The sequence below is a fragment of the Microbacterium paraoxydans genome (assembly GCF_018224615.1).
Lineage (GTDB): Bacteria > Actinomycetota > Actinomycetes > Actinomycetales > Microbacteriaceae > Microbacterium > Microbacterium paraoxydans_B.
Map to the genome: position 1 here is coordinate 165,254 of NZ_JAGTUK010000003.1, position 25,003 is coordinate 190,256.

General features: G+C 72.1%; 20 protein-coding genes. 16 read left to right on the forward strand and 4 right to left on the reverse strand.

The window, feature by feature from the left end:
- Window positions 1-47: 47 nt before the first annotated feature.
- Together KE274_RS10950 and KE274_RS10955 are read right to left on the reverse strand one after the other, a co-directional pair.
- Window positions 48-1,853, reverse strand: a complete 1,806-nt coding sequence (locus KE274_RS10950) for an ABC transporter substrate-binding protein (RefSeq protein ID WP_307872192.1) — start codon at window positions 1,851-1,853, stop codon at window positions 48-50.
- Between the two features lie 318 nt (window positions 1,854-2,171).
- Window positions 2,172-3,320, reverse strand: coding sequence for a M20/M25/M40 family metallo-hydrolase (locus KE274_RS10955; RefSeq protein ID WP_211543696.1), 1,149 nt, complete (start codon window positions 3,318-3,320; stop codon window positions 2,172-2,174).
- 92 nt (window positions 3,321-3,412) lie between these two features.
- On the opposite strand from KE274_RS10955, the gene KE274_RS10960 reads away from it, so the two are divergent.
- From KE274_RS10960 to ndk, 15 genes are all read left to right on the forward strand, one after another.
- Window positions 3,413-4,195 carry a hypothetical protein gene (locus KE274_RS10960; protein ID WP_211543699.1) on the forward strand — a complete coding sequence of 261 codons (783 nt, stop codon included), beginning with the start codon at window positions 3,413-3,415 and terminating at the stop codon, window positions 4,193-4,195.
- Window positions 4,192-4,878, forward strand: coding sequence for a MurR/RpiR family transcriptional regulator (locus tag KE274_RS10965; RefSeq protein ID WP_211543701.1), 687 nt, complete (start codon window positions 4,192-4,194; stop codon window positions 4,876-4,878). Before KE274_RS10960 ends, KE274_RS10965 begins: the two co-directional genes overlap by 4 nt.
- Window positions 4,875-6,023 (forward strand): o-succinylbenzoate synthase, encoded by a 1,149-nt coding sequence (menC, locus tag KE274_RS10970; RefSeq protein WP_307872193.1) that lies wholly within the window; start codon window positions 4,875-4,877, stop codon window positions 6,021-6,023. Before KE274_RS10965 ends, menC begins: the two co-directional genes overlap by 4 nt.
- A gap of 29 nt (window positions 6,024-6,052) precedes the next feature.
- Window positions 6,053-6,943, forward strand: a complete 891-nt coding sequence (locus tag KE274_RS10975; protein WP_211543703.1) for an aminotransferase class IV — start codon at window positions 6,053-6,055, stop codon at window positions 6,941-6,943.
- 1 nt (window position 6,944) lies between these two features.
- Complete coding sequence (locus KE274_RS10980) at window positions 6,945-8,057, forward strand: dipeptidase (RefSeq protein ID WP_211543705.1); 1,113 nt, start codon at window positions 6,945-6,947, stop codon at window positions 8,055-8,057.
- A complete protein-coding gene (locus KE274_RS10985; protein ID WP_211543707.1) occupies window positions 8,054-8,767 on the forward strand; it encodes a type 1 glutamine amidotransferase in 714 nt (237 codons plus the stop codon). Before KE274_RS10980 ends, KE274_RS10985 begins: the two co-directional genes overlap by 4 nt.
- Window positions 8,764-10,287: a serine hydrolase domain-containing protein gene (locus tag KE274_RS10990; RefSeq protein WP_211543709.1), complete on the forward strand. Its 1,524-nt coding sequence runs from the start codon at window positions 8,764-8,766 to the stop codon at window positions 10,285-10,287. The genes KE274_RS10985 and KE274_RS10990 overlap by 4 nt, the downstream gene beginning before the upstream one ends.
- A 94-nt stretch (window positions 10,288-10,381) precedes the next feature.
- A complete protein-coding gene (locus KE274_RS10995; RefSeq protein WP_211543711.1) occupies window positions 10,382-11,995 on the forward strand; it encodes an ABC transporter substrate-binding protein in 1,614 nt (537 codons plus the stop codon).
- Between the two features lie 46 nt (window positions 11,996-12,041).
- On the forward strand, window positions 12,042-12,986 hold the full coding sequence (locus KE274_RS11000; protein WP_211543712.1) for an ABC transporter permease: 945 nt from the start codon (window positions 12,042-12,044) through the stop codon (window positions 12,984-12,986).
- A complete protein-coding gene (locus tag KE274_RS16560; protein WP_249186301.1) occupies window positions 12,983-13,795 on the forward strand; it encodes an ABC transporter permease in 813 nt (270 codons plus the stop codon). Before KE274_RS11000 ends, KE274_RS16560 begins: the two co-directional genes overlap by 4 nt.
- Window positions 13,792-15,300, forward strand: coding sequence for an ABC transporter ATP-binding protein (locus tag KE274_RS11005; protein WP_307872194.1), 1,509 nt, complete (start codon window positions 13,792-13,794; stop codon window positions 15,298-15,300). Before KE274_RS16560 ends, KE274_RS11005 begins: the two co-directional genes overlap by 4 nt.
- A gap of 273 nt (window positions 15,301-15,573) precedes the next feature.
- Window positions 15,574-18,963, forward strand: a complete 3,390-nt coding sequence (gene ileS, locus KE274_RS11010; RefSeq protein ID WP_211543716.1) for an isoleucine--tRNA ligase — start codon at window positions 15,574-15,576, stop codon at window positions 18,961-18,963.
- The gene (locus tag KE274_RS11015) at window positions 18,960-20,312 is read left to right on the forward strand and encodes a bifunctional folylpolyglutamate synthase/dihydrofolate synthase (protein ID WP_211543719.1); all 1,353 of its coding nucleotides are present in this window, start codon (window positions 18,960-18,962) and stop codon (window positions 20,310-20,312) included. Before ileS ends, KE274_RS11015 begins: the two co-directional genes overlap by 4 nt.
- Complete coding sequence (locus tag KE274_RS11020; RefSeq protein WP_307872195.1) at window positions 20,309-20,731, forward strand: DUF4233 domain-containing protein; 423 nt, start codon at window positions 20,309-20,311, stop codon at window positions 20,729-20,731. The genes KE274_RS11015 and KE274_RS11020 overlap by 4 nt, the downstream gene beginning before the upstream one ends.
- A 1-nt stretch (window position 20,732) precedes the next feature.
- Complete coding sequence (gene ndk / locus KE274_RS11025; protein WP_211543723.1) at window positions 20,733-21,149, forward strand: nucleoside-diphosphate kinase; 417 nt, start codon at window positions 20,733-20,735, stop codon at window positions 21,147-21,149.
- A gap of 64 nt (window positions 21,150-21,213) precedes the next feature.
- Here the strand turns inward: ndk and KE274_RS11030 are convergent, their stop codons facing one another.
- Window positions 21,214-21,831, reverse strand: a complete 618-nt coding sequence (locus KE274_RS11030) for a vitamin K epoxide reductase family protein (protein ID WP_211543725.1) — start codon at window positions 21,829-21,831, stop codon at window positions 21,214-21,216.
- Between the two features lie 281 nt (window positions 21,832-22,112).
- On the opposite strand from KE274_RS11030, the gene KE274_RS11035 reads away from it, so the two are divergent.
- Window positions 22,113-24,728: an Rne/Rng family ribonuclease gene (locus KE274_RS11035; RefSeq protein WP_211543727.1), complete on the forward strand. Its 2,616-nt coding sequence runs from the start codon at window positions 22,113-22,115 to the stop codon at window positions 24,726-24,728.
- Here KE274_RS11035 and KE274_RS11040 read toward each other — a convergent pair.
- Window positions 24,690-24,959, reverse strand: a complete 270-nt coding sequence (locus KE274_RS11040) for a DUF4031 domain-containing protein (RefSeq protein WP_211543729.1) — start codon at window positions 24,957-24,959, stop codon at window positions 24,690-24,692. The two genes, KE274_RS11035 and KE274_RS11040, sit on opposite strands and share 39 nt — an antisense overlap.
- Between the last annotated feature and the right edge of the window lie 44 nt (window positions 24,960-25,003).

Genomic DNA, 25,003 nt, shown 5'->3' on the forward strand with positions numbered 1-25,003 from the left:
AGACGTCGCGGGGGCGGGGGACCGCCGCCCGCGACGTCTCGCCTGGCTCATTCGACGTCGGCGATGTTGCGGCGTCGGATCAGGAAGAAGACCAGGGCGCCCACCACGATCACTCCCACGACGACACCGCCGATGATGAGTCCCGTGTTGGTGCCCGTGCCACCGGCGGTCGCGCCCTCGACCGGCTCGACCGTGAGGTAACCCCAGTAGCCGGCCTGGTTGGCGATGATGCCGCCGTCCTTCGGCTGGAGGGTGAACCCGGTGAAGCGGTCGGAGCGGTAGGCCTCGAGCGAGTTGGCGTACCAGGTGGCGACCTGGGCCGTGTCGGTGTAGTTCAGCGCGAGCATGTCGTGCACGATCTCCTGGCGCTTCTCCTCGTCGATCTCGGAGCGCTGCTGGGCGTACAGCTCGTCGAACTCGGGGTTGCAGTAGCCGTCCTGCGTGGTGCCTCCGGTGCCGTCGGTCGCGGTGGGCAGGTTCATGCAGGTGTTGATGCCGAGCTGGTAGTCGGGGTCGGGGTTGACCGACCAGCCGCTGAAGTACAGGTCGTAGTCACCGGAGGTGGCCTTGGCGCTGATGGTGTCGGAGTCGGTGGACTCGACCGTGATCTCGATGCCGATGTCCTTCATCCACGGCACGAAGAAGTCGGAGATGGACTGCTCGTTGGCGTCGTCGGCGTCGATCAGCAGCCGCAGGGCGAGGCGCTGTCCGTCCTTCTCGCGGATGCCGTCGGAGCCGGGCGTCCAGCCGGCCTCGTCGAGCTTCTCCTGCGCGGCCTCGGGGTCGAAGCCGACGATCACGTCGTCGTCGTCGGACAGGTGCCACTTGGGGAACGACGCGGGGATGAAGCTCGTGGCCAGCGTGCCCTCGCCGTCGAGCACCTTGTCCAGCAGCGTGGCGGTGTCGGTGCCGAGCCGGATGGCCTGGCGCACCTCGAGCTCCTTGAGCGCGGCGCTTCCGGTGCCGTAGGGCACACCGTCGCGCGTCTGCTGGCCCACGTTGATGCTGATCGAGTGGTAGCGGCGGCCCTCACCGGAGTGGGTGGTGATGCCGTCGATGCCGTCGAGCGCCTCGAACTGGGTGGGGGTGAGGCCGGTGACCAGGTCGACGTCGCCCGCCTTGAGCGCCTGCACCTGGGCGTCGGAGTTCGTGTAGTACACGTACTGGATCGCGTCGATCTTGGGGGCGCCGCGCCAGAAGTTCTCGTTGGCCTTGAGGGTGATCGACTGGTTGGCCGCGTAGCTGTCGAGCACGAACGGCCCGGAGCCGACGACCTCGGAGTCGTTCGCGAACGTGGTCGGGTCGTCGACCTTCTCCCAGATGTGCTTCGGGACGATCGGGATCTCGGAGCCGGGGTTCGGCGCCTGCGGGGTCTTCAGGGTGATCACGACGGTCTTGTCGTCCGGCGTCTCGACGGTGTCGAAGTTCGACACGAGGTTGCCGTTGGCGGTGCCGAGCGCGGGGACCGTGAGCATCTGGTCGTAGGTGTACTTCACGTCGGCGGAGGTGATCGGCTCTCCGTCCGACCAGACCAGGTCGTCCTGCAGCGTGAAGGTCCAGGTCTTGCCGCCGTCCGTGGCCTCCCACGAGTCGGCGAGGCCCTTGGTGGGGGAGCCGTCCTCGGCGTCGTTCTGCACGAGCGACTCGTACACGTACCGGATGATGTTCGTCGGCGTGAGGTAGATCGAGATGAACGGGTTGAACGTGTCGACGAACCCGGACGTGGCGATGCGCAACGTGGTGTCGGACGCGGGGGATTCGGTCGCCGCGCTCGCGGTCTGGGCCTGGGCGGCACCGACCGGCGCGGCGACGAGAAGCGCGGTCGCGATCGCGGCGGCGGTCAGACTTCGCACTGTTTTCGAGCGGGGGGCAAGACGCATGGAAGAAGTCCCTTCGGGCGCCGCCCGGATCCACGATGAAGCCGGGTCGGTGGAGACCATGCAAGCGGAAGTCCGGCCGCGGGTCAAGAGATTCGATGCGTATCGCCGAAGAAAAACTGCGCGTTCCGAGAAGATCGCTCGCGGTGCTCCGGGTGTAACACAGCGGAAACACGCGGATGCCAGGATGCGCACGTGCGGGATGCCGGGCTCGCCCCACCTCCGGGCGGGGTGCACATCCGGAACGTATCCTCACCGCGGGTCACCGCGGGCACGGGAACGGGAATCGTATCGTCAGTCCGCGGTGATCGTGAGCACGGCACGCAGGAGCGCGACGCGTTCGTGCAGAGAGGAGCGCAGGAAGTGCTCGTCCACCGCGTGCGCGCCGCCCCCTCGCGGACCGAAGCCGTCGACCGTCGGCAGGCCGAGTCCGCCGAGCAGATTCGTGTCGCCCGCGCCCGCGGCCGGACGGCCCTCGACGCGCTGACCGATGGCGGCGCCTGCCACGGCGATGCGCTCCTGCAGGGCGGCGTCCTGCGCGGATGCCTGCCAGGCGGGCCTGGCGCTCAGCACCTGCGCCGTGACCGTCGCGCCCTCGCGCACGGGACGCAGGGCGGCGAGCGCGTCGAGCACGCGCCGTTCGGTGTCCGGATCGGTGAAACGCAGGCCGATCTCTGCCGCGGCCTCGGCCGGCACCACGTTGGTGCGCGCACCTCCGGCGATCGTGCCCACGTTGCACAGCACGGGTCCGGGAAGCGACGGGTCGGCGACGATGCGCCGCACGGCGAGCAGCTGGTCCACGAGCTCGTCCACGGCCGAGACGCCGTGCTCCGGGTCGAGTGCGGCGTGGGCGGCGCGGCCCGTGACGGCCACGCGTACTCTCGCGCTGCCGCGGCGCCCGACCTTGAGTGCGCCGTCGGGGTGCGGCGACTCGAAGCCGATGGCCGCGACGGTACCGCGGGCGCGCTCGGCCAGCAGGGGCCCGGACGCGGGGGAGCCGATCTCCTCGTCGCAGACCAGCACGACGCGGACGGCGCGGCGTCGCTCGAGCGGCTCGTGCCGGAGGTCGCGCAGGGCCGCCAGCATCACGACGATCCCGGCCTTCATGTCGTACGCGCCCGGCCCGCGCACGACGTCGCCGTCCTCGCTCCAGGGCACCTCGCCTGCGAGCGTGCCGAGCGGCCACACGGTGTCGGTGTGCCCGATGAGCAGGAGCGGCTCGCCCGAGCCCGCGACGTCGATCACGAGGTCGGTGCCGGCGCTCGTGGTCTCGCGGCGGACGGTGCCCCCGACGGCCTCGAACCGGGCGGCCAGCACGTCGGCGATGCGGGCGCTGGCGGCGGTGTCGCGGCTTGGCGACTCGATCGACACGAGCTCGCGCACCAGTGCGATGATGTCGTCAGAAGAGTGGTCCGCGTCCTGCGTCGCCGAAGAAGTGGTCACGGTTACGAACCGTATCTGCCTCTTGATCCCCGTGCAAGCCGCCGATAACATCGCTCACAGCAGCAGGACTCTTCAATCTTAGGAAACGTATCGTGCCTCATTTCTCCGTGGCCGCTGACGCGGGCATCGGCTACGGCTGTCGGGAGCTGACCCAGTACTCCGAGTTCCGAGAGGCCGCGGCGCTGTATGCGCGGGTGTTCGCCTACTCCGAGAGCGAGTACGCCCTGAACGCCAACCTGCTCACCGCGCTCGCCCGCAACGGCGGCTCGGCGATCGGAGCCTTCGCCGACGACGGCACGCTCATCGGATTCGCGTACGGCTTCGCCGGCTGCGACACCGGCGGCGCGCTGTTCCACTACTCCCAGGCCGCCGCGGTCGATGCCGCCCACCAGGGGCGCGGCGTGGGACAGGCCCTCAAGCTCGCCCAGCGCGACGTCGCCCTCCGCTGGGGGCAGCGCTTCATGCGCTGGACCTTCGACCCGCTGCTGTCCCGCAACGCGCACTTCAACCTCAGCTCGCTCGGCGCGGTGGGCATCGCGTTCGAGCGCGACTACTACGCCCGCCCCGACACCGATCGGCTCGTGGTCTCCTGGGACCTGCAGGCCCCCGTGTCGCGGGCGCGTGACACCACGCCGTCCGCCCCCGCGCTCGGACCGCACGACTGGGGTCGCGCGGTCGCCACACCGGACGGCACGTGGATCGCGATCCCCGCGCACCCCCGGCTCCTGGACGCGAGCGAGCGCACGGTCCTGCGCCGCGACCTCGAGCACAGCATGACCGAGGCGTTCCGCCGGGGCGAGGTCCTGGTGGCTGCGGAACGCCTCGACGACCAGACGGCGGTCTACCGCGCGACACCAGGGAAGGGCCCGGCATGAGCGACCACCACCACGAGGACCGCGACCTCGTCTCCCCGCGCGACCGTTTCGGCGAGCGCATCCGCACCAACCAGTCGGCCGAGAGCATCCAGGCGCGCATCATCGAGACCGAGCAGCGCACGCTCGCCCAGACCTTCGAGGAGCTCAGCCGGTCGGCACAGGTCCCGCAGGCGGCCGCGCTCCTGCTCGGCGCCCGCCGTCGTTACATCGCGGGAGAGGGGAAGGCGGCCGCGTACGCGCAGCTGCTCACGGCCGACCTGTCCGCGACGCTCTCCAACGTGTTCCTCGTGGACGGGCACGCCCTGCAACCGCTCACCGTGCTCACCGACGTGCGCGCCTCCGACGTGCTGATCGCGTTCTCCCTGCGGCGGTACCGCGAGGAGACCGTGCGCCTCGGACGGCTCTTCCACGAGGCCGGAGGGCAGCTGGTCGTGATCACCGACAGCGAGGACGCCCCCCTCGCCCCGATCGCCACCTCGCTCATCCGCGTGCGCACCGGCTCTGCCTCGTACGCGGACTCGCCGACACCGGTCGCCGCGGTCTGCCACCTGCTCAGCGCTCTCACCACGGCCAGCGCGAAGGGCGCACGCCGTCGCCTGGCCGAGCGGGACCGCCTCGTGGCGCGCCTCGGACTGTACGGGCCGGAGCAGCCGCGGCCGCGCGGCGAGGAGGGGGACGCGTGAAGATCGACCGCATCCGCCTGTTCACGCTGCGCCAGGCCCTGCGGCACAGCTTCGAGACCAGTTCGCACCGCAAGTCCGGCATCGAGCACATCCTCGTCGAGGTCACCGACGTCGACGGTCGCACCGGATGGGGCGAGATCGCCTCTCCCAGCGACCCCTACTTCGGCGCGGAGACCACGGCGACCGCCTGGGAGATCGCCACCCGCTACCTCGTTCCCTCCCTGCTCGGCGCGACCGGTGAGCAGCCCGCCGACCTGGAGGCCACGTGGGCGCGCGTGCGCGGACACGAGTTCGCCAAGGCGGGGTTCTCCGGCGCGGTGTGGGACCTGCACGCGCGCACGCGGGGCATCGCGCTCGCCGCGGCCCTCGGCGGCACGCGCGACGAGGTGGTCGCGGGCGTCTCGCTCGGCATCGAGCCCTCGATCGACGAGCTGCTCGCGCAGGTGGAGCTGCAGCGAGCGGCCGGGTACCCGCGCGTGAAGCTCAAGATCGCGCCGGGGTGGGATGTGGAGCCGGTGCGGGCCGTGCGCGCCGCCCACCCCGACCTGGACCTTCACGTGGACGCGAACGGCGCCTATCCGGACGACGATGACGCGGCGGACGTGTTCGCACGCCTCGACCGCGAGGGCCTCACCATGATCGAGCAGCCGTTCGGGCCGCACGAGCTCGTGGCGCACGCGGAGCTGCAGGCGCGCCTCGACACCGACGTGTGCCTGGACGAGTCGGTCGTCGCGCTGGGCGACCTGCGGGCGATGATCCGCCTGGCCGCGGGGCGCGTGCTCAACATCAAGGTGTCGCGCATGGGCGGGCTGGGCGTGGCCCGCGCCGCGCACGACCTCGCGGTCGACGCGGGAATCCCCGTGTGGTGCGGCGGCATGCACGAGTTCGGGGTGGGCAGGGCCGCGAACGTGGCGGTGTCGTCGCTGCCGGGCTTCCTGCTGCCCTCCGACGTGTCCGGATCCGACAAGTACTACGAGAGCGACATCATCGACCCGCCCGTCATGGCGCACGGCGGGCGCGTGCGGGTGCCGACCGGACCCGGCCTGGGCCACGACGTGCGGGTCGTCCGCATCGAACGCGACGCTTCGCGCGTGTATGACTCCGCGGCCTCCGACGTGCGCGACGCCGCCCTCACGCTCGGCTGAGCCACCCGACCGCCGCGAGGAGAGGACCCATGCGCGCACTGCTGCTCTACCGGCTGGAGCTGTCGCCGGACACCGACCCCGGCGACGCGATGATGGCGGTCGACCCCGCCACCCCGATCATCCGCGCGACCGACCTCGGGGTGACGCGCGGCGACGGGGTCTTCGAGACGGCGGTCGTGCGGCACGGCGTGCCCCAGGCACTGGAGGCGCACCTGCACCGGTTGGAGCGGTCGGCCGCTCTGCTGGCGCTGCCCGCACCACCGCTCGACCGGTGGCGCGCCGCCGTGCGGAGGGCGGCCGCGGAGGTGTCGCACCCCGGGGTGCTGCGCGACGGCGAGATCGCCTCGATCAAGTTCGCCATGACCCGCGGCGACGAGCTCGACCCCGCGGCACCCACCGGCTGGGTCCTCGGCTTCGCGGGCGCCGACCCCGCGGCCGTGCGCGCGGCCGGCGTTACCGCGGTGGTACTCGACCGCGGCTACCGGCACGACGTGATGCAGACGGCGCCGTGGCTGCTGCAGGGGGCGAAGTCACTCGCCTACGCGGTCAACCAGGCAGCGCTGCGGGAGGCGGCACGGCGCGGGGCGGACGACGTGGTGTTCGTCAGCGCCGACGGGTTCGTGCTGGAGGGGCCGCGGTCCACGCTGATCGCCCGCATCGACGGCACTCTGGTGACGCCGCCGCCGGAGTTCGGCGTGCTGCCCGGCACCACCCAGGGCGACGTCTTCGCGGGGCTCGCGGGTGATCGCTCCGCGATCGTGCCCGTGACGCGGGAGGATCTGCGGCGGGCGGACGCGCTATGGCTGTGCTCAAGCACGCGCGGCGCGGTGCCGGTGCGGGCGCTCGACGGCGCGCCGCTGACGATCGACCACGAGCTCACCGCGCGGATGAACGCGGTGCTGGACGCACGAGAGGACTGACATGACCGGCGAGGGACGCACTGCGGACAGGGTGTTCGACGGGCACAACGACCTGGCCTGGGCGAGCAGGACGCTGCTCGGGTACCGGGTGGACGAACTGGCCGGCCCGGTGGCGGCCACGCAGACCGACCTGCCGCGGCTGGACGCGGGCGGTGTGGCCGGACAGTTCTGGTCGGTGTGGGTCGACCCGGTGCTGGAGGGCGCGGAGCAGGTGGTGGCGACGCTCGAGCAGATCGATTTCGTGCACCGGCTGGTGGACGCCCACCCCGAACGCCTCGCGTTCACGCGGACCGCGGCGGAGGCCAGGGCGGCCATGGCCGAGGGGCGCATCGCCTCGCTGATCGGCGTGGAGGGCGGCGACCAGCTCGGCGGCTCGCTCGCGGTGCTGCGCCAGTACGCACGGCTCGGTGCGCGGTACCTGACCCTCACGTGGTCCCGCACGATCGACTGGGCCGACTCCGCCACGGACGAGGCGCGCCACGGCGGGCTGACCGACTTCGGGCGGGAGGTGGTGCGCGAGCTGAACCGCATCGGCGTGCTGGTCGACCTGTCCCACGTGGCACCGAGCACCATGCGCGATGCCCTCGCGGTGACCACCCGGCCGGTGATCGTGAGTCACTCGGGCGCCTTCGCGCTGTGCGACCACCCCCGCAACGTGCCGGACGACGTGCTCGCGGCGATCGGGGCGCAGGGCGGCGTGGTGATGGTGCCGTTCGTGCCCACGTTCCTGTCGCAGGCCCGGCGCGACTGGTGGGAGGCCGGCGGCGCGGGCGAGGCTCCGGTCGTGGGGGTGAGCGACGCCGCCGACCATCTCGACCACGTGCGGCGCGTCGCGGGCGCGCACGCGGTCGGCATCGGCGCGGACTACGACGGCTCCGACGCGATGCCCGACGGGCTGCGCGACGTGTCCGGCTACCCGGCGCTGTTCGCGGAGCTCCGGCGACGCGGCTGGTCGGAGGACGATCTGGTGGCGGCCGCCCACGAGAACGTGCTGCGCGTGCTCGCGGCGTCCGACCCCGACCACGAGGCCTTCCTGGCGGGTCGCGCCGGCTCCCCGGCCCCCGCGGCGCTGGTGCCCGCGGTCGACACCGCCGCGCGGGAGGGGACCGCATGAGCGCCGGGGTGCTCGTGGTCGTGAACTCCGCCAGCTCCGGACCCCGACGCCTCGGCACGTGGCTCGCGGAGCGCGGCATCGCGGTAAACGCGGTCGTGGCCGCCGAGGAACCGCTGCCCTCCACGCTCGACGGCGTCGCGGGGCTCGTGCTGCTCGGCGGTGGACTCATGCCCGACGAGGACGACCGCGCGCCGTGGCTGCCGGCCGAGCGTGCGCTCGCCGCCGAGGCCATCCGTCGTGACCTCCCCACGCTGGGCATCTGCCTGGGCGGGCAGTTGCTGGCCCACGTCGCGGGCGGGGAGGTGCGGGCCAAGACCGGTCCGGTCGAGCGGGGCGCGACCCCCATCGTCCCCTCGGCGGCCGGACGCGCGGACGCCGTGTTCGCGGCCCTCGGCGACGGGGCCCCGATGATCGAGAACCACCAGGACATGATCACCCGGCTCCCGCCCGATGCGGTGCTGCTGGCGTCGAGCGCCGCGATCGAGAACCAGGCCTTCCGGCTGGGCGAGCACGTGCGCGGCATGCAGTTCCACCCCGAGGCCTCGGCCGCCGACCTGGCCCGCTGGGACGACGCGGCGCTGCGGGGCGAGGGCCGCTCGCTGCCTGCGCTGATCGCGGAGGCCGAGCGCGTGCACGACCACAACACCGCGGCGAGTCGCGGGCTGGTCGAGGCGTTCGCGGACGAGGTGCTCGCCGCGGTGCCGGCATGACGTCCGCGGGCCTGCGCGAGCTGACGGAGGCGGCCTCCGAGGAGGCGCTGCGGCTCGGGCTCGACGACGAGGCGCGGCGGCTCGCTCCCGCGGCGATCGCGGCCGTGTGCGATCGCGGCACCGTGCGCGCGGTCGCAGTGCACGGCCACCCGCACGGCACCGGTGGCCCCACCGCGCGGGACACCGTGTTCCGCATCGCCTCGATGTCGAAGAGCTTCCTCGCCGCGACGGTGCTGGTGCTGCGCGACCGCGGACTGCTCGACCTGCAGACGCCGATCGCGGCGCTCGTGCCGGGCGTGCGACTGCTCCACGCGGGCCACGAGGTGGCGGTGACGGGGGAGCAGCTGCTGTCGAACCGTTCGGGGCTCGGCGAGGACAACGCCTGGGTCGACCGTCACCTCGGCGACACGCGGGAGGAGCTCGGGGCACTGTTCGCCGCCGGGGTTCCGCTCGCGGCGGTGCCGGGCACCGTGTACCAGTACTCCAACCTCGGCCAGTCGCTGCTGGGCCGTGCGGTCGAGGCCGTGACGGGGAGTCCGGTGGAGGAGGTGGTGCGGGAGGTGCTGCTGGAGCCGCTCGGACTGCGCCGCACCGCGCACTCGCCGGACGCGTTCCCCGACGCCGAGCGGGCGCACGGGTTCCGCACGTTCGACGGCGGGGAGACGTTCCATCCCGAGCCGTTCGTCGGGGCGGGCGCGCTCGGGTGCATCGGCAGCATGGTGAGCACCGTGGACGACATCGCGACGTGGATGTGGTTCCTCGGCTCGGCGTTCACGGACGAGCCCCTGGCGCCGGAGGTGCTGTCGCCGGCGTCGCGCAGGGAGCTGCAGCAGTCGCGCACGCCGATCCCGGGGCCGCCCGGGGCGTTCCCCGGGCACGACCTCGCCGCCGCGGGCTACGGGTACGGCCTCGTGGTGGAGGAGGACCGGCGCTTCGGACGGGTCGTGCAGCACTCGGGCGGGCTGCCCGGGTTCTCCTCGCACATGCGGTGGCATGCGGCGACGGGGCTCGGCGTCGTCGCGTTCGGCAACTCCGACGACTTCGCGGCGCGGCGCGTGGCGGGCGTCGCGCTGCACCGGGTGCTCGCGGACACCCAGGCGCCGTCGGCGGTGGTGCGTCCGTGGCGGGAGACCGTGCGGGCGGCGCAGGACATCGACGCCGCGATCCGTGCGGGCCGACCGTCGGCGGCGTACCCGCACCTGGCGGATCACGTGCTGGCCGATGTGCCCGCGGTCGTGCGGGATGCGCGCCTGGCCACCCAGCTGCACGAGGTCGGCGGGCTGATGCCGGAGCAGGCGTCGTTCGCGGAGCGCGTGGTGACGGCCGGGAGCGAGGCCGACCTGCGGTGGCTGCTCGCCGGAGTACGGGCCGACCTGCGCGTGGAGGTGCGGCTGATCGGGCTGCCGGAGGCGCGGGTGCAGGGGCTGTCGGTCAGGGTCGTTCCCGCAGGCGCGTCGCGCGCGGACGGGGAGCAGCCCGGTCCGGGCGACCATCATCGCGTGGTGCTGCCGACCCTCTGAGGTGCGGTCATCGGGGGAAGCAGTCACAGATCGACCGGGTCCAAAAATCGGATCTAGGATGGGAGCACCCCACCCGATCGTTCTGAGGACCGTCATGCCCGCCATCCCCGTGCGTCGTCTCCTGCCCGCCGCCGCGCTCGCTGCCGCCACCGCCCTGGTGCTCGCCGGGTGCGCCGGTCCCTCGTCCGACGGCGAGGTCGGCGACGAGCTCGTCTGGTCGATCGAGGGCGCCAACCTCTCGGCCGGGCACATGGACCCCCAGGTCAGCCAGCTCGACGTCTCCGGCATGGTGCAGCGTGCGGTGCTCGACTCGCTCGTGTTCCAGGAGGACGACGGCACGTTCTCGCCCTGGCTCGCCGAGAAGTGGGAGGTGTCCGACGACGGCACCGCGTACACGTTCACGCTCCGCGACGACGTGACCTTCACCGACGGCGAGCCGTTCGACGCGGAGGCCGTGAAGGCGAACTTCGACCGCATCGTCGACCCGAAGACGAAGTCCGCGCAGGCCGCCAGCATGATGGGCGCCGACTACTACGCCGGCACGGAGGTCGTCGACGACCACACCGTGACCGTGCGCTTCACGCAGCCGTACGCGCCGTTCCTGCAGGCCGCCAGCACGCCGCAGCTCGGGTTCTACTCGCCCGCGGTGCTGAAGGAGTCGGCCGGCGAGCTCAAGGCCGGAGGACCGGGGATCACCGTGGGCACCGGTCCGTTCGAGCTGACCGAGTACACGCCCGATCAGGAACTCGTGTACACGCGCAACGACGACTACGCGTGGGGTCCGCACGGTGAGAAGGCGCCGTCGTTCCAGACGCTGCGCGTGGAGATCCAGCCCGAGGCGTCCGTCCGCAGCGGCGTGGTGCGCAGCGGTGAGGCCGACCTGGCCAGCAACATCCCGCCGAACCTGGTCGACGAGCTGGGCGACGGCGTCACGGTCGACTCGATCGAATACCCCGGCCTGCCGTACTCGCTGTACCTGAACGAGAAGTACGGCGTGTTCGCCGACGAGCGCGTGCGGCAGGCGCTCGCGCGCGGGATCGACATCGACGCCGCGGTCGAGGAGATCTTCTTCGGGCAGTTCCCGCGCGCGTGGAGCGTGCTCGGCTCGACCACGCCCGGGTACGACGCCGCGCTGGAGGGCACCTGGCCCTATGACCCCGACGCCGCCAACGCGCTGCTCGACGAGGCCGGCTGGACCGAGCGCGACGCCGACGGCATCCGCATGAAGGACGGTCAGCGCCTCTCGGCCCGCTGGATCGCCTGGACTCCCGTGCCCGACGACCGCGCGGCCCTCGCCAACGCCATCCAGTCCGACCTGAAGGCCATCGGCTTCGAGATCACGCGCGAGACGCTGGAGCCCGGCGCCTACAACGCCCAGTACGAGCCGAAGACGTTCGACCTCACCGACTGGGGCTTCTCCGGCGCCGACGCGGACTTCCTGCGCAACCACCTGCACAGCGAGGGCTTCCAGAACGCGTCGCAGGTCACGGATCCCGCGGTCGATGCGCTGCTGGAGCAGGCCGTCTCCACGAACGACCAGGAGACGCGCAACGACCTCTACACGCAGCTGCAGGAGTGGAACGCCACCTACACGGCGATCGTGCCGCTCTACAGCCCCTCGGCGATCACCGCGGTCGGCGAGCGCGTGAACGACCTGCAGTACGACCTGTACGGCCGGCCGCTGTTCTACGATGTGACCCTCGGCTGAGCACTCTCGGCCGTCGAGCGCAGGGAGCAGAGCGGGTGACGTCACCGTGAGGGCCGTGCTCGTGCGCGCGGCCGGGCTCCTCGGCTCGGTCGTGCTCGTGCTGTGGGGTGCCGCCACCGTCGCGTTCCTCGCGTTCCGGGTGATCCCCGGCGACCCGGTGTCGGTCATGCTCGGACCCCAGGCGCAGGTGAGCGAGGCGGTCAAAGACGGCATCAGGGCCGAGCTCGGGCTCGACCGTCCGCCGCTGGAGCAGTACCTGACGTTCCTCGGCTCGCTCGCGCGCGGCGACCTCGGCGAGTCGTACCAGCTGCGCCTCCCGGTCGCCGAGGTGATCGGGCGGCAGCTCGGCGCCACGCTCCAGCTCTCCGCCGCGGCGCTCGCGATCGCCGTGGTGCTCGCGCTCGCCGTGGCCGTGCTGGTGCGGGGCCGCACGGGGCGCGCAGTCGCCGCGGGTGTCGAGCTCGTGGTGCTGTCGTCGCCCGTGTTCTGGATCGGTCTCGTGCTGCTCAGCGTGTTCGCGTTCGGCCTCGGCTGGTTCCCGGTCTCGGGTGCACGCAACCCCGCGACGCTCGTCCTGCCCGCGGTCACGCTGGCGCTTCCGGTCGCGGCGCTGCTGAGCCAGGTGCTGCGCGACGGCCTCGTGCAGGCCGAGCGGATGCCGTTCGCGGAGACGGTGCGCGCCCGCGGGGCCGGTCCGACCTGGTTCACCGTGCGCCACGGTCTGCGGCACGGGGCCTCGTCGGCCGTGACCCTCGCGGCCTATCTCACCGGCTCGGTGCTCGGCGGAGCGGTGCTGGTGGAGACGGTCTTCGCGCGGCCGGGCCTCGGCCGGGTGACGCTCGCCGCGATCAGTGACCGCGACCTCCCGGTCATCACGGGGATCATCCTGCTCAGCGCGGTGGTGTTCGTCGTGGTGAACGTGGTCGTGGAGCTCATGCACCCGCTGATCGACCCGCGCGTCGCGACGCGATCGGCCGGAGGCCCCCGATGAGGCCGGCGCAGCGCGTGGCGCTCGGATCGGCGGTCGCGGTGCTCGCCGTGATCGCGGTCGCGGCGCTGTGGCCGGGACTGCTCGCCACGCACGACCCGTTGCAGACCCACGTCCGTGCCGCCCTGCTGCCGCCGAGCGCCGAGCACCTGTTCGGCACCGACCAGAGCGGCAGGGACGTGTACTCGCGGGTCGTCTACGGCGCGGGGCGCTCGCTCGGGATCGGGCTGCTCGCGACCGGCGTCGCCGTGGTGGCCGGGCTGCTGGTCGGCACGCTGGCCGGGGTCGCGCCGCGCGCCGCCGACGCCACGCTGATGCGCATCAACGACGTGCTGATGGCCTTCCCGGAGTTCCTGATCGCCCTCGTGGTCGTGGCCGTGCTCGGGCCGGGACCGGTCAACATCGCGATCGCCGTCACGCTCGCCGCCGTGCCGGTGTACGTGCGTCTCGCACGGGTGCAGACGCGCACGCTCCGGGTGGCCGAGCACGTGGAGGCCGCCCGGATCCTCGGGGTGCCGCCGGTGCGGGCGTTCCGCCGCCACGTCGTGCCGGGGGTGCTCGGGTCGCTCAGCGTGCTGGCCACGATCGGCATCGGCTCCAGCATCCTCGCCGCGGCCGGTCTGAGCTTCCTCGGCCTGGGGCCGTCCGAGCCGACGCCCGAATGGGGCCTCATGCTCGCGGGCGGGCGGAACGTGCTGGGGCAGGCGTGGTGGATCGCGGTGTTCCCCGGCATCGCCATCACGGTGACCGTCGTGTCGGCCACCGTCATCGGGCGCGTCCTGCGGGCCAGGTCCGACGGGGGCGCGACGTGAGCGCCGCGCTGGAGCTGCGCGACCTGCGCATCGCGTTCGGCACCACGACGGTCGTCGACCGGGTCTCGCTGACCGTTGCCCCGGGGGAGGTCGTCGCGATCGTCGGCGAGTCCGGCGCCGGCAAGTCGCTCACGGCGCGGGCACTGCTCGGGCTCGCCCCCGAACGCGCGAGGGTGTCGGTCGGGCGGCTGGAGCTCGCGGGAACCGACGCGTCCGCGCTCGACGAGCACGCGTGGCGGCGGTTCCGCGGCACGCGCATCGCCCTGGTCGCGCAGGACGCCCTGGTCGCCCTCGACCCGCTGCGCCGCGTCGGTGCCGAGATCGCCGAACCCCTGCTGCTGCATCGGCTGCTGCGCGGCAGGACGGCCGTGTCGGAGCGCGTGCAGGAGTTGCTGCGGCGGGTGTGGATGCCCGACCCCGTCCGCCGCGCGCGGCAGCGCCCGCATGAGCTCTCCGGCGGCCTGCGGCAGCGCGCGCTGATCGCGTCCGCGCTCGCAGCGACCCCGGCCGTGCTGGTGGCCGACGAGCCGACGACCGCACTCGACGCGACCGTGCAGGCGCGCATCCTCGACCTGCTGCGGGTCATCGCCGACGACGGCACCGCGGTGCTGTTCATCAGTCACGACATGGCCGCGGTGCGCCGGATCGCCGACCGCGTGCTCGTGATGAAGGACGGCGCCGTGGTCGAGTCGGGGCCGGTGGAGCGCGTGCTCGAGCAGCCGGAGCACGCCTACACCCGGCAGCTCATCGCCGCGACCGTGCACCGTCCGCGCGCGGAACCCGCGGCGGCGGCCCCCGTGCTGCTCGCCGCGTCGGGACTGTCGAAGTCGTTCGGCGGCGTCCCCGCGGTGGCCGACGCCGACTTCGAGGTCGCGGAGGGGCGCACGCTCGGGATCGTGGGGGAGTCGGGGTCGGGCAAGACCACCCTCGCCCGCATGATCGTGGGAGTGGAGCGCCCGGACGCCGGCGAGCTGCGGTGGCGGCGTCCGCAGCGCGTGCAGCTCGTGCACCAGAACCCGCTCGGCGCGTTCGACCCGCGGTGGACCGTGGCCCGGTCGCTGCGGGAGGCCCTGCAGGCGGGGGGCGTGCCGCGGTCCGAGCGCCGGGCGCGCGTGGCCGGGCTGCTCGCGGAGGTGGGGCTCGACGCGGCTCTGGGTGACCGTCGTCCGGCGGAGCTCTCGGGCGGGCAGCGCCAGCGTGCCGCGATCGCCAGGGCCCTCGCCGCCGACCCGGAGGTGCTCGTGCTCGACGAGCCCGTGTCGGCGCTCGACCCGTCCGTGCGGGAGCGGGTGCTGCACCTGCTGGCCCGGCTGCAGACCGAGCGCCGCCTCACCATGGTCTTCGTGTCGCACGACCTGGACGTGGTGGGCGCGGTCGCCGACGACGTGCTCGTGATGCAGGACGGCCGGGTGGTGGAGCACGGGGCGACGGCGGCCGTGTTCGCCGCGCCGCAGCACCCGTTCACCCGCGAGCTCCTGGCCGCGAGCGGGCCCGCGCTGCCCTGACCGGCGGGAGAGCCCGACCCGCGCGGCCCCGGGGAGACGGCGGCCCCGCGGCGCGCGTACACTGGGAGCACGAGCATCGATCCGGCCATCACCGGGGAGCTCTCGGAAGAACAGTCCCGGTCGCACGACCGAGACCCAGTAGAACCGAGCGGGGCAGGCCCGTCACAGCCGCAGTGAGAGTGGTCGCGTCATCGGCGCGGCACGCGGGGTGGTACCGCGGCTTCCGGGTCGTCCTCGCAGCAGCATCCGCCACGACGACCACTGCGAGACACGATGACCTACCCGCGCTCCTCCTTCGGACCCGCCGCCGACCAGGCCGCCACTGTGGCGCCGAGCCCCCGCTTCCCGCAGATCGAGGAGGAGGTGCTCGACTTCTGGAAGACCGACGACACCTTCCGCGCCTCGATCGCGCAGCGCGAGGGCGACCCGGAGTGGGTGTTCTACGACGGCCCGCCGTTCGCCAACGGTCTGCCGCACTACGGGCATCTGCTGACGGGCTACGCGAAGGATGTGTTCCCGCGCTTCCAGACCATGATCGGCAAGAAGGTCGACCGCGTGTTCGGGTGGGACACGCACGGCCTGCCCGCCGAGCTGGAGGCGATGAAGCAGCTCGGCATCACCGAGAAGCGCGAGATCGAGGAGATGGGCATCGACGTCTTCAACGAGAAGGCGCGCTCCTCGGTGCTGAAGTACACGCACGAGTGGCAGGACTACGTGACCCGCCAGGCCCGCTGGGTCGACTTCGAGCGCGGGTACAAGACCCTCGACCTCGGCTACATGGAGAGCGTGCTCTGGGCGTTCAAGACCCTGTACGACAAGGGGCTCGCGTACGAGGGCTACCGCGTGCTGCCGTACTGCTGGCGCGACGAGACGCCGCTGAGCGCTCACGAGCTGCGCATGGACGACGACGTGTACCAGATGCGGCAGGACCCGTCGGTGACCGTGACCTTCCCGCTCACGGGCGCCAAGGCCGAGGCGCTCGGGCTCACCGGCGTGCGCGCCCTCGCCTGGACGACCACGCCGTGGACGCTGCCCACCAACCTCGCGCTCGCCGTGGGGCCCGACATCGAGTACGTCGTGCTGCCCGCCGGTCCCGCCGGTGCCTCCGACGTGCACCAGGGCCGCGGAGCGCCCTCGGCCGATCAGCTCGCGGTCGAGGCGTCCGCGCACCGCTACCTCCTGGCGAAGGACCTGCTGGGCGGGTACGCGAAGGACCTCGGGTACGAGAGCGCGGAGGAGGCACTGGCCGCGGTCGACGCGACCCTGCGCGGTGCCGAGCTGGCGGACGTGACCTACGACCGCCTGTTCGACTACTACGCCGACGAGGAGACCTACGGCACGCAGCACGCCTGGCGCATCCTGGTCGACGACTACGTCACCACGACCGACGGCACCGGCATCGTGCACCAGGCCCCCGCCTACGGTGAGGACGACCAGCGCGTGGCGGGCGCGGCCGGCATCCCCACGATCCTGTCGCTCGACGACGGCGGCCGGTTCCTGCCGAACGTGACCGATGTGGCCGGCGAGCTCTGGATGGACGCGAACACGCCGCTGGTGCGGATCATCCGCGACAACGGGCGGCTGGTGCGTCTGCAGAGCTACGAGCACTCCTACCCGCACTGCTGGCGGTGCCGGAACCCCCTGATCTACAAGGCCGTGTCGAGCTGGTTCGTCCGCGTGACCGACATCAAGGACGACATGCTCGCCAACAACGAGCAGATCACCTGGGTGCCGGAGAACGTCAAGCACGGGCAGTTCGGCAAGTGGCTCGAGGGGGCGCGCGACTGGTCCATCAGCCGCAACCGCTACTGGGGCTCGCCGATCCCGATCTGGAAGAGCGACGACCCGGAGTATCCGCGCGTCGACGCCTACGGTTCGCTGGCCGAGCTGGAGCGTGACTTTGGCGAGCTGCCGCGCAACCCGGAGGGCGAGGTGGACCTGCACCGCCCGTACATCGACGGGCTGACACGGCCGAACCCCGACGACCCGACCGGCAAGAGCACCATGCGCCGCATCGAGGACGTGTTCGACGTGTGGTTCGACTCGGGCTCGATGCCGTACGCCCAGGTGCACTACCCGTTCGAGAACCAGGAGTGGTTCGACTCGCACTCCCCGGCCGACTTCATCGTGGAGTACATCGGTCAGACCCGCGGCTGGTTCTATGTGATGCACGTGCTGTCGACCGCGCTGTTCGACCGGCCGGCGTTCACGGGCGTCAGCTGTCACGGCATCGTGCTGGGCAGCGACGGCTACAAGATGTCGAAGTCGCTGCGCAACTACCCCGACGTGTCCGAGGTGCTCGACCGCGACGGTTCCGACGCGATGCGCTGGTTCCTGATGTCGAGCGCGGTGCTGCGCGGCGGCAACCTGATCGTCACGGAGGAGGGCATCCGTTCCGGCGTGCGGGAGTTCCTGCTGCCGCTGTGGAACTCGTGGTACTTCTTCGCGACGTACGCGAACGCCTCGGGCGACGACGGCTATGAAGCGTCGTGGTCCACCGCCTCGACCGACGTGCTCGACCGCTACATCCTGGCGCGACTGGGTGATCTGGTGCGCGACGTGCGCGCCGACCTGGAGGGTCTGGACTCGACGACGGCGTCCGCTCGGCTCCGCGACTTCGCCGAGGTGCTGACCAACTGGTACATCCGTCGGTCGCGCGACCGCTTCTGGGTGGGTGTGACCGACGACCCGAAGAGCCGTGAGGCGTTCGACACGCTGTACACGGTGCTGGAGACGCTGTGCCGGGTGGCCGCTCCGCTCGTGCCGCTGATCAGCGAGCGCGTGTGGCAGGGCCTCACGGGCGGCCGCAGCGTGCACCTGCAGGACTGGCCGGACGCGGCGCAGTTCCCGGCTGCGGACGAGATCCGCGACGCGATGGATGCGGTGCGGGAGCTGTCGAGCGTCGGCAACGCGCTGCGCAAGAAGGAGAAGCTGCGCGTGCGGCTTCCGCTCGCGCGGCTCACGGTCGTGTCGCCGCTGGCGGGCGACCTCGGACAGTTCGAGGACATCCTCCGCGAGGAGCTCAACGTGAAGACGGTCGAGCTCGTAGCGCTCACCGACGACGCGGCGGCCGAGTACGGCATCAGCCACCGGCTGAGCGTGAACGCGCGGGCGGCTGGTCCTCGGCTCGGCAAGGACGTGCAGAAGGCGATCCAGGCCGCGCGCTCGGGCGACTGGTCGGTGACGGACGGCGTGGTGACCGCGGGCGGCATCGCGCTGGAGCCCGCGGAGTACGAGCTCGTGCTGGAGACCACGGGGCGGCCCGAGGGCGAGGCGCTGGCGATCGTGCCGTCCGGCGGCTTCGTGCTGCTCGACACGCAGACCACGCCGGAACTGGAGGCCGAGGGGCTCGCGCGCGACGCGATCCGCGTGGTGCAGGAGGCGCGCAAGAACGCGGGGCTCGACGTGAGCGACCGGATCGTACTGGCGCTCAACGCCGCGCCCGCGGAGGCGGCGGCCCTGGAGGCGCACGCGGAGCTGATCGCGGCCGAGACCCTCGCTGTCGCGTTCGCCGTGCAACCGACGGACGAGCTCGACCGGCTCGTCGACGAGGTCACGAGCCCCGGCGACGGCGTGCACCGCAGCGGTGCGAAGGCACTCGGTGCCGGCAAGGCGCCGCTGATCGTGACGATCGACACCAACCTGGAGAGGGCGGGCGCATGAGCGCGAGGGACAGGGCGGACGCCGTCTACGAGACGCTGTTGAGCCGGGCGGGGGAGCGGTGGGTGCAGCCGCGCAAGGAGCGCACCGCCCGCATCCTGGCGTACCTCGACGACCCGCAGCGCACGTACCGCGTGATCCACATCACGGGCACCAACGGCAAGACGTCGACCGCGCGGATGATCGAGAGCCTGCTGCGCGCGCACGAGCTGCGCACCGGCCTGTTCACGAGCCCGCACCTGGAGCGCTTCACGGAGCGCATCATGATCGACGGCGAGCCGATCTCCGATGAGGCCGTGGCCGACGCCTGGGACGAGATCGAGCCGTTCGTCGGGATCGTCGACGCGGAGCTGGAGGCGGAGGGCGAGGCCCCGCTGACGTTCTTCGAGCTGCTGACGGTGCTGGCGTTCGTCGCGGTGGCCGACGCCCCGGTCGACGTGCTGGTGCTCGAGGTGGGCATGGGCGGCGAGTGGGACTCCACGAACACCGCGGACGGCGACGTGGCGGTGTTCGCGCCGATCGACATCGACCACGCGGACCGCCTGGGTGACACGATCGCCGCGATCGCCGAGGTCAAGGCGGGCATCATCAAGGAGGGTGCCGCCGTGGTGTCGGCCCAGCAGCCCGCGGAGGCCGCCGAGGTGCTGCGCCGTGTGGCCGCCGAGCGTCACGCGACGATCGCGTTCGAGGGGGAAGACTTCGGACTCGCGGAGCAGAAGCTCGCGGTCGGCGGGCAGCTGCTCACGATCCGCGGTCTGGCCGGGCAGTACGAGGAGGAGTACCTCCCGCTGTACGGCGCGCACCAGGGGCACAACGCCGCGCTTGCGGTCGCGGCGGTCGAGTCGCTGATCGGCGGGGCCTCGCAGGCGATCGCGGGCGGCATCATCTCGGACGGACTGCAGGGGAGCACGTCGCCCGGTCGACTGCAGCTGCTGGGCATCGCCCCGACCGTGATCGTCGACGCCGCGCACAACCCGCACGGTGCCGCCGCGCTCGCGCAGGCCCTGGACGACAGCTTCGACTTCGACGAGTGGGGGCTCGTGCTCGGCGTGCTCGCCGACAAGGACGCCGCGGGCATCGTGGCGCAGCTCGCTCCGGCCGCGGCGCACGTGTTCGCGACGGCGCCGGAGTCCGACCGGGCGAGCGATGCCGACACGATCGCCGACCTCGTGGAGCAGACGGGGCGCAGGGCGACCGTGCACCCCTCGCTCGCGGATGCCGCCGACGCGGCCCGGGAGTGGGCGGCGTCGTCGGATCGTCGCGCCGTGGTGATCGCGGGCTCCGTGGTCCTGGCGGGGGAGGCCATCGCGCTGTCGGAGGACGAGGACTGGAAGTCGGGGTGGCGGGCGTGAGCGCCGACGCCGCGTCGTCCCGCCCGACCCGACGCCCGCGACCGCCCCGCACACTGGTGCAGAAGCTGGCGCCCATCGTGCTCGGCTTCGAGGCGATCGTGGTGTTCCTGGTGGGGCTGACGCTGTTCGGGCTCAAGGCACTGCCGGAGGGCGTCGAGCAGTGGTGGGGGATCGTCGGCGGTGCCGTGCTGGCGGTCGCCTGCATCGTGATCGCGGGACTCATCACGAAGCCGGGCGCGATCGTCGCGGGCTGGATCGTGCAGGTCATCGTGGCGCTGGCGGCGATCGCCGTGCCGGCGGTGCTGCTGGTGGTGCTGATTTTCGGCGGCATGTGGGCGTATGCGACCATCATGGGGGCTCGGCTGGACGCACGACGTCCCGCCCCGCCCTCGACCGAGACTCAGACAGAGAGTGAATGACATGGCCACCGAAGAAACCCTCGTCCTCGTCAAGCCCGATGGCGTCGCCCGCGGCCTCACCGGCGCGATCCTCGCCCGCATCGAGGCGAAGGGCTACGCGCTCGTCGACATCCGCCTGGTCGAGCCCGACCGCGACCTGCTGGCGCAGCACTACGCCGAGCACGAGGGCAAGCCGTTCTACGAGCCGCTGCTCGAGTTCATGATGTCGGGCCCCTCGGTCGCGATCCGCCTCGCCGGCAACCGCGTCATCGAGGGCTTCCGCTCCCTGGCGGGCACGACCGACCCGACGACGGCGGCGCCCGGCACGATCCGCGGCGACTTCGGTCGCGACTGGGGTCTGGCGGTGCAGCAGAACCTGGTGCACGGCTCGGACAGCCCGGAGTCGGCGGCCCGCGAGCTGGGCATCTGGTTCGACTGACGATCACGCGACGAAGCCCGTCCGCCGAGAGAGGCGGACGGGCTGCGTGCTGTCGTGGAGCGGTTCAGAGGACCATGCCGATGACCTCGCCGAGGAGGTCGAGGCCGCGCAGCTGCGCCAGCAGGATGACCACGGCGTAGGCCAGGACGGTGGCGAGCGGCACCCAGGCCATGAGCCGGTTGGCGGTGGCCTGGGTCTTCTCGTTGCTGGTGAAGCTGCCGTTGCGGGTGAGGTGGAGCATGGTGGCGAAGAACGTCGGGATGGTCACGGACCAGGTCAGCATGCACCACGGGCACAGCACGCCGAGGTTGGGCGCGTAGAGGCTCTGCCAGATCAGCCAGCAGACGAGACCGAAGGCGAACGTGATGCCGGCGCCGAACGTGAGCCAGAACCAGCGGGGGAAGCGGGCACCGGCGAGAAGAGCGACGCCCATGAAGAGCGGCGCCATCCATCCCGCGATGCCGATGATGGGGTTCGGGAAGCCGAACACCTCGCCCTGCCAGGAGCCGAGGTTCTTGCCGCACTGGATCATGACGCTGACGTTGCAGCTGAGGTCGGCGTCGGGGTTCGCGAGCTGGATGAACTTGTCCATCGTGAGCTGGAAGGCGGCGAACCAACCGATGACGGCCGCGATGATCAACCAGACGGCGTAGACGACGGGGCGGGTGCGCTGCTCGCTCATGCTCAGGATTATCCCAGCGAGTGCTATGGATGGGGCGAGAACGGCCCGGGGATAAAGCGCGCGCGCGACGGATGCCGCGAACCGCGCCATGTGGTGCGATAATGACCTGTGATGCGATGAACGGCGCCGCCGCGACACGCATCGACGCAGACTTCGGGGCCCATGCCCCACGCGACCAGAGCCCAGAGCCGGTCGCACGCCGATTGAGTTCGCGGAACCCGAGCGGGTACCGCATGAGATTTCACGGAGCACCCGGTGCCCGTGCAGGGAGTACGCCAGAGATGGCCGATGAGAACAATGACCACAACCCCTCCGCTCTCGATCTCCCGGCCGCTGCCGCGGATCAGGTGACGGAACCCACCGATCCCGCGACCGACGAGACCCTCGTCGTGCCGCACGTCGAGGACGACGCGGCTGACATCGCCGCGGATGCCGCAGCGGACGAGCTCGCCGAAGGGCAGGCTGCCACGGAGGACGCCGCCGCCGCGGCGGACGATGCCGCCGCTGCCGCCGTGGAGGATGCCGCCGCCGCGCAGGACGCCGCCGAGGCCGAGAGCGTCGAGGCCGAGAACAGCCGGCCCGAGCCCGAGACTGCCGCCGAGCCTGCGCCAGAGCCCTCCGCTGAGCCCGAGGCCGCCGCCGAGACTGAGGCCGCCGCCGAGACTGAGGCCGCCGCCGCAGCCGAGCCCGAGACTGCCGCCACGGAGTCCGAGGCTCCCGCAGCACCCGAGGCCACCGAGTCCGAGACCGAGGCTCCCGCTACGCCCGAGCCCAGCACCGAGCCCGAAGCCCCGGCCGAGCCGGAGAAGCCGGCCGCCGTGACCGCCGTCTCCCTGGGGCTGCTTCCCGAGGTGTTCGTGTCGCAGGTGTCGACCCAGCTGCACTTCTACGCGCCCGAGATCGTGCCGCTGCCCGCTCGCCCGGGGCGTGACGACCGTGCCTCCGAGCGCGACCAGGACGAGCCGTCGTCCGGCCGCCGGGGCCGCCGCCGCCGCGGGGGCTCCGACGGTGACGAGCAGCGCGACGAGCCGCGGCAGCGTCAGCGCGTCGTCGAGTACATCACCGAGCCGAAGGCCATCAAGGGCTCGACCCGTCTGGAGGCGAAGAAGCAGCGCCGCCGCGACGGACGTGACGCGGGCCGCCGCCGCCCGGTGGTCACCGAGGCCGAGTTCCTCGCCCGCCGGGAGTCGGTCGACCGCAAGATGGTCGTTCGCTCCAAGAACGGCCGCACCCAGATCGGCGTGCTGGAGGACGGCGTGCTCGTCGAGCATTACGTCGCCCGCAACCAGGACGCGTCGCTGATCGGCAACGTCTACCTGGGGCGCGTGCAGAACGTGCTGCCCAGCATGGAGGCGGCGTTCGTCGACATCGGCCGCGGTCGCAACGCGGTGCTCTACTCGGGCGAGGTCGACTGGGACGGCGTCGAGACCGGCAACCAGCCGCGCCGCATCGAGCTGGCGCTCAAGCCGGGGGACCGCGTGCTCGTGCAGGTCACGAAGGACCCGGTCGGCCACAAGGGCGCCCGCCTGACCAGCCAGATCTCGCTGCCCGGCCGGTACCTGGTGTACGTGCCCGGCGGGTCGATGAACGGCATCAGCCGCAAGCTGCCCGACAACGAGCGGGCTCGCCTCAAGCGCATCCTCAAGGAGGTGCTGCCCGAGTCGTCCGGTGTGATCGTGCGTACGGCCGCGGAAGGGGCCACGGAGGAGCAGCTGACGCGCGACGTCCAGCGCCTCACCTCCCAGTGGGAGCACATCCAGAAGCAGGTGGAGAGCCAGCAGGCTCCCGCCCTGCTGCACGCCGAGCCCGATCTGCTGGTCAAGATCGTCCGCGACGTCTTCAACGAGGACTTCACGAAGATGCTCATCCAGGGCGAGGACGCGCAGCGCACGATCCGCGCCTACCTGGAGAGCGTCGCTCCCGACCTGCTGGAGCGCGTGGAGGCCTACGAGGACGAGGTCGACCCGTTCGACGCGTTCCGCATCACGGAGCAGATCGAGAAGGCGCTCGACCGCAAGGTGTGGCTGCCCTCGGGCGGCTCGCTCGTGATCGACCGCACCGAGGCGATGACGGTCGTCGACGTCAACACGGGCAAGTTCGTCGGCTCGGGCGGCAACCTCGAAGAGACGGTCACCAAGAACAACCTCGAGGCGGCCGAGGAGATCGTCCGGCAGCTGCGTCTGCGCGACATCGGCGGCATCATCGTCGTCGACTTCATCGACATGGTGCTCGAGTCCAATCGCGATCTCGTGCTGCGGCGCCTGATCGAGTGCCTGAGCCGCGACCGCACCAAGCACCAGGTGGCGGAGGTCACGTCGCTGGGGCTGGTCCAGATGACCCGCAAGAAGCTGGGCCTCGGCCTGCTCGAGACCTTCAGTGAGGCGTGCGAGGTCTGCGCCGGCCGCGGTGTGATCGTGCACCACGACCCCGTCGTCAAGCACCGCGCCAACGGCGGGAACGGCGGCGGACAGAACGGCGGACGTCGTCAGCGCGGCAACGGCAACGGTAACGGCAACGGTGCGGCGGCTCCCGCCGTGGCGGCGGTGACGCACAGCATCACCGAGGGCGCCAAGTCCGCCCTGGCCCAGATCGCCGCCTCGACCATCGCGCCCGCCGGGGACGCCCCCGCGGAGAGCGCTCCGGTCGAGCCGGTCGCGGCATCCGCCGCGGAGCGCCCGAAGAAGGCCAGGAAGAAGCGCGGGTCCGACCGCAAGGGACCCAAGACGCCGGCGGAGGAACTGCTCGACTCCGTGCTCGACGCCCTGCCGGAGCCGAAGGCCCCCGGTCAGGGTCGCGGTCGCCGTCGGGTGACCACTGCCGCGCTCTCCGGCACTCCGGTGTCGGTCGGCGCGGAGAGCTCAGCGCAGCCGGTCGCGTCCGCGGACCCGGAGGCCTGACGCGATCAGGCGGCGCACCAGTTCCTTCCCCGGAACGTGCTGGGCGCCGCCGGCGACGAGTCGGGGGACGGCGTCCTCCGGCACGTCGTAGTGGTCGAGGTCGAATGCGCGCGCGGGAATCCCGTTGGCTCTGGCGAATGCGTGCAGCTCGTCGAGATTCTCGTCGCTGACCAGGTGCGCCCACAGGCGTCCGTGGGCGGGCCAGAGGGGGTCGTCGACGAGTACGGTCACCTCGCCAGCCTACGACCGCCCGCGCGACCCGGCTCACTTTGCGA

Coding starts and splice junctions, on each gene's coding strand:
- KE274_RS10965 (WP_211543701.1), top strand. CDS start 4,192: ATGAGCGACCACCACCACGAGGACCGCGACCTCGTCTCCCCGCGCGAC.
- KE274_RS10975 (WP_211543703.1), top strand. CDS start 6,053: ATGCGCGCACTGCTGCTCTACCGGCTGGAGCTGTCGCCGGACACCGAC.
- KE274_RS10980 (WP_211543705.1), top strand. CDS start 6,945: ATGACCGGCGAGGGACGCACTGCGGACAGGGTGTTCGACGGGCACAAC.
- KE274_RS10985 (WP_211543707.1), top strand. CDS start 8,054: ATGAGCGCCGGGGTGCTCGTGGTCGTGAACTCCGCCAGCTCCGGACCC.
- KE274_RS10990 (WP_211543709.1), top strand. CDS start 8,764: ATGACGTCCGCGGGCCTGCGCGAGCTGACGGAGGCGGCCTCCGAGGAG.
- KE274_RS10995 (WP_211543711.1), top strand. CDS start 10,382: ATGCCCGCCATCCCCGTGCGTCGTCTCCTGCCCGCCGCCGCGCTCGCT.
- KE274_RS16560 (WP_249186301.1), top strand. CDS start 12,983: ATGAGGCCGGCGCAGCGCGTGGCGCTCGGATCGGCGGTCGCGGTGCTC.
- ileS (WP_211543716.1), top strand. CDS start 15,574: ATGACCTACCCGCGCTCCTCCTTCGGACCCGCCGCCGACCAGGCCGCC.
- KE274_RS11015 (WP_211543719.1), top strand. CDS start 18,960: ATGAGCGCGAGGGACAGGGCGGACGCCGTCTACGAGACGCTGTTGAGC.
- ndk (WP_211543723.1), top strand. CDS start 20,733: ATGGCCACCGAAGAAACCCTCGTCCTCGTCAAGCCCGATGGCGTCGCC.
- KE274_RS11030 (WP_211543725.1), bottom strand. CDS start 21,831: ATGAGCGAGCAGCGCACCCGCCCCGTCGTCTACGCCGTCTGGTTGATC.
- KE274_RS11035 (WP_211543727.1), top strand. CDS start 22,113: ATGGCCGATGAGAACAATGACCACAACCCCTCCGCTCTCGATCTCCCG.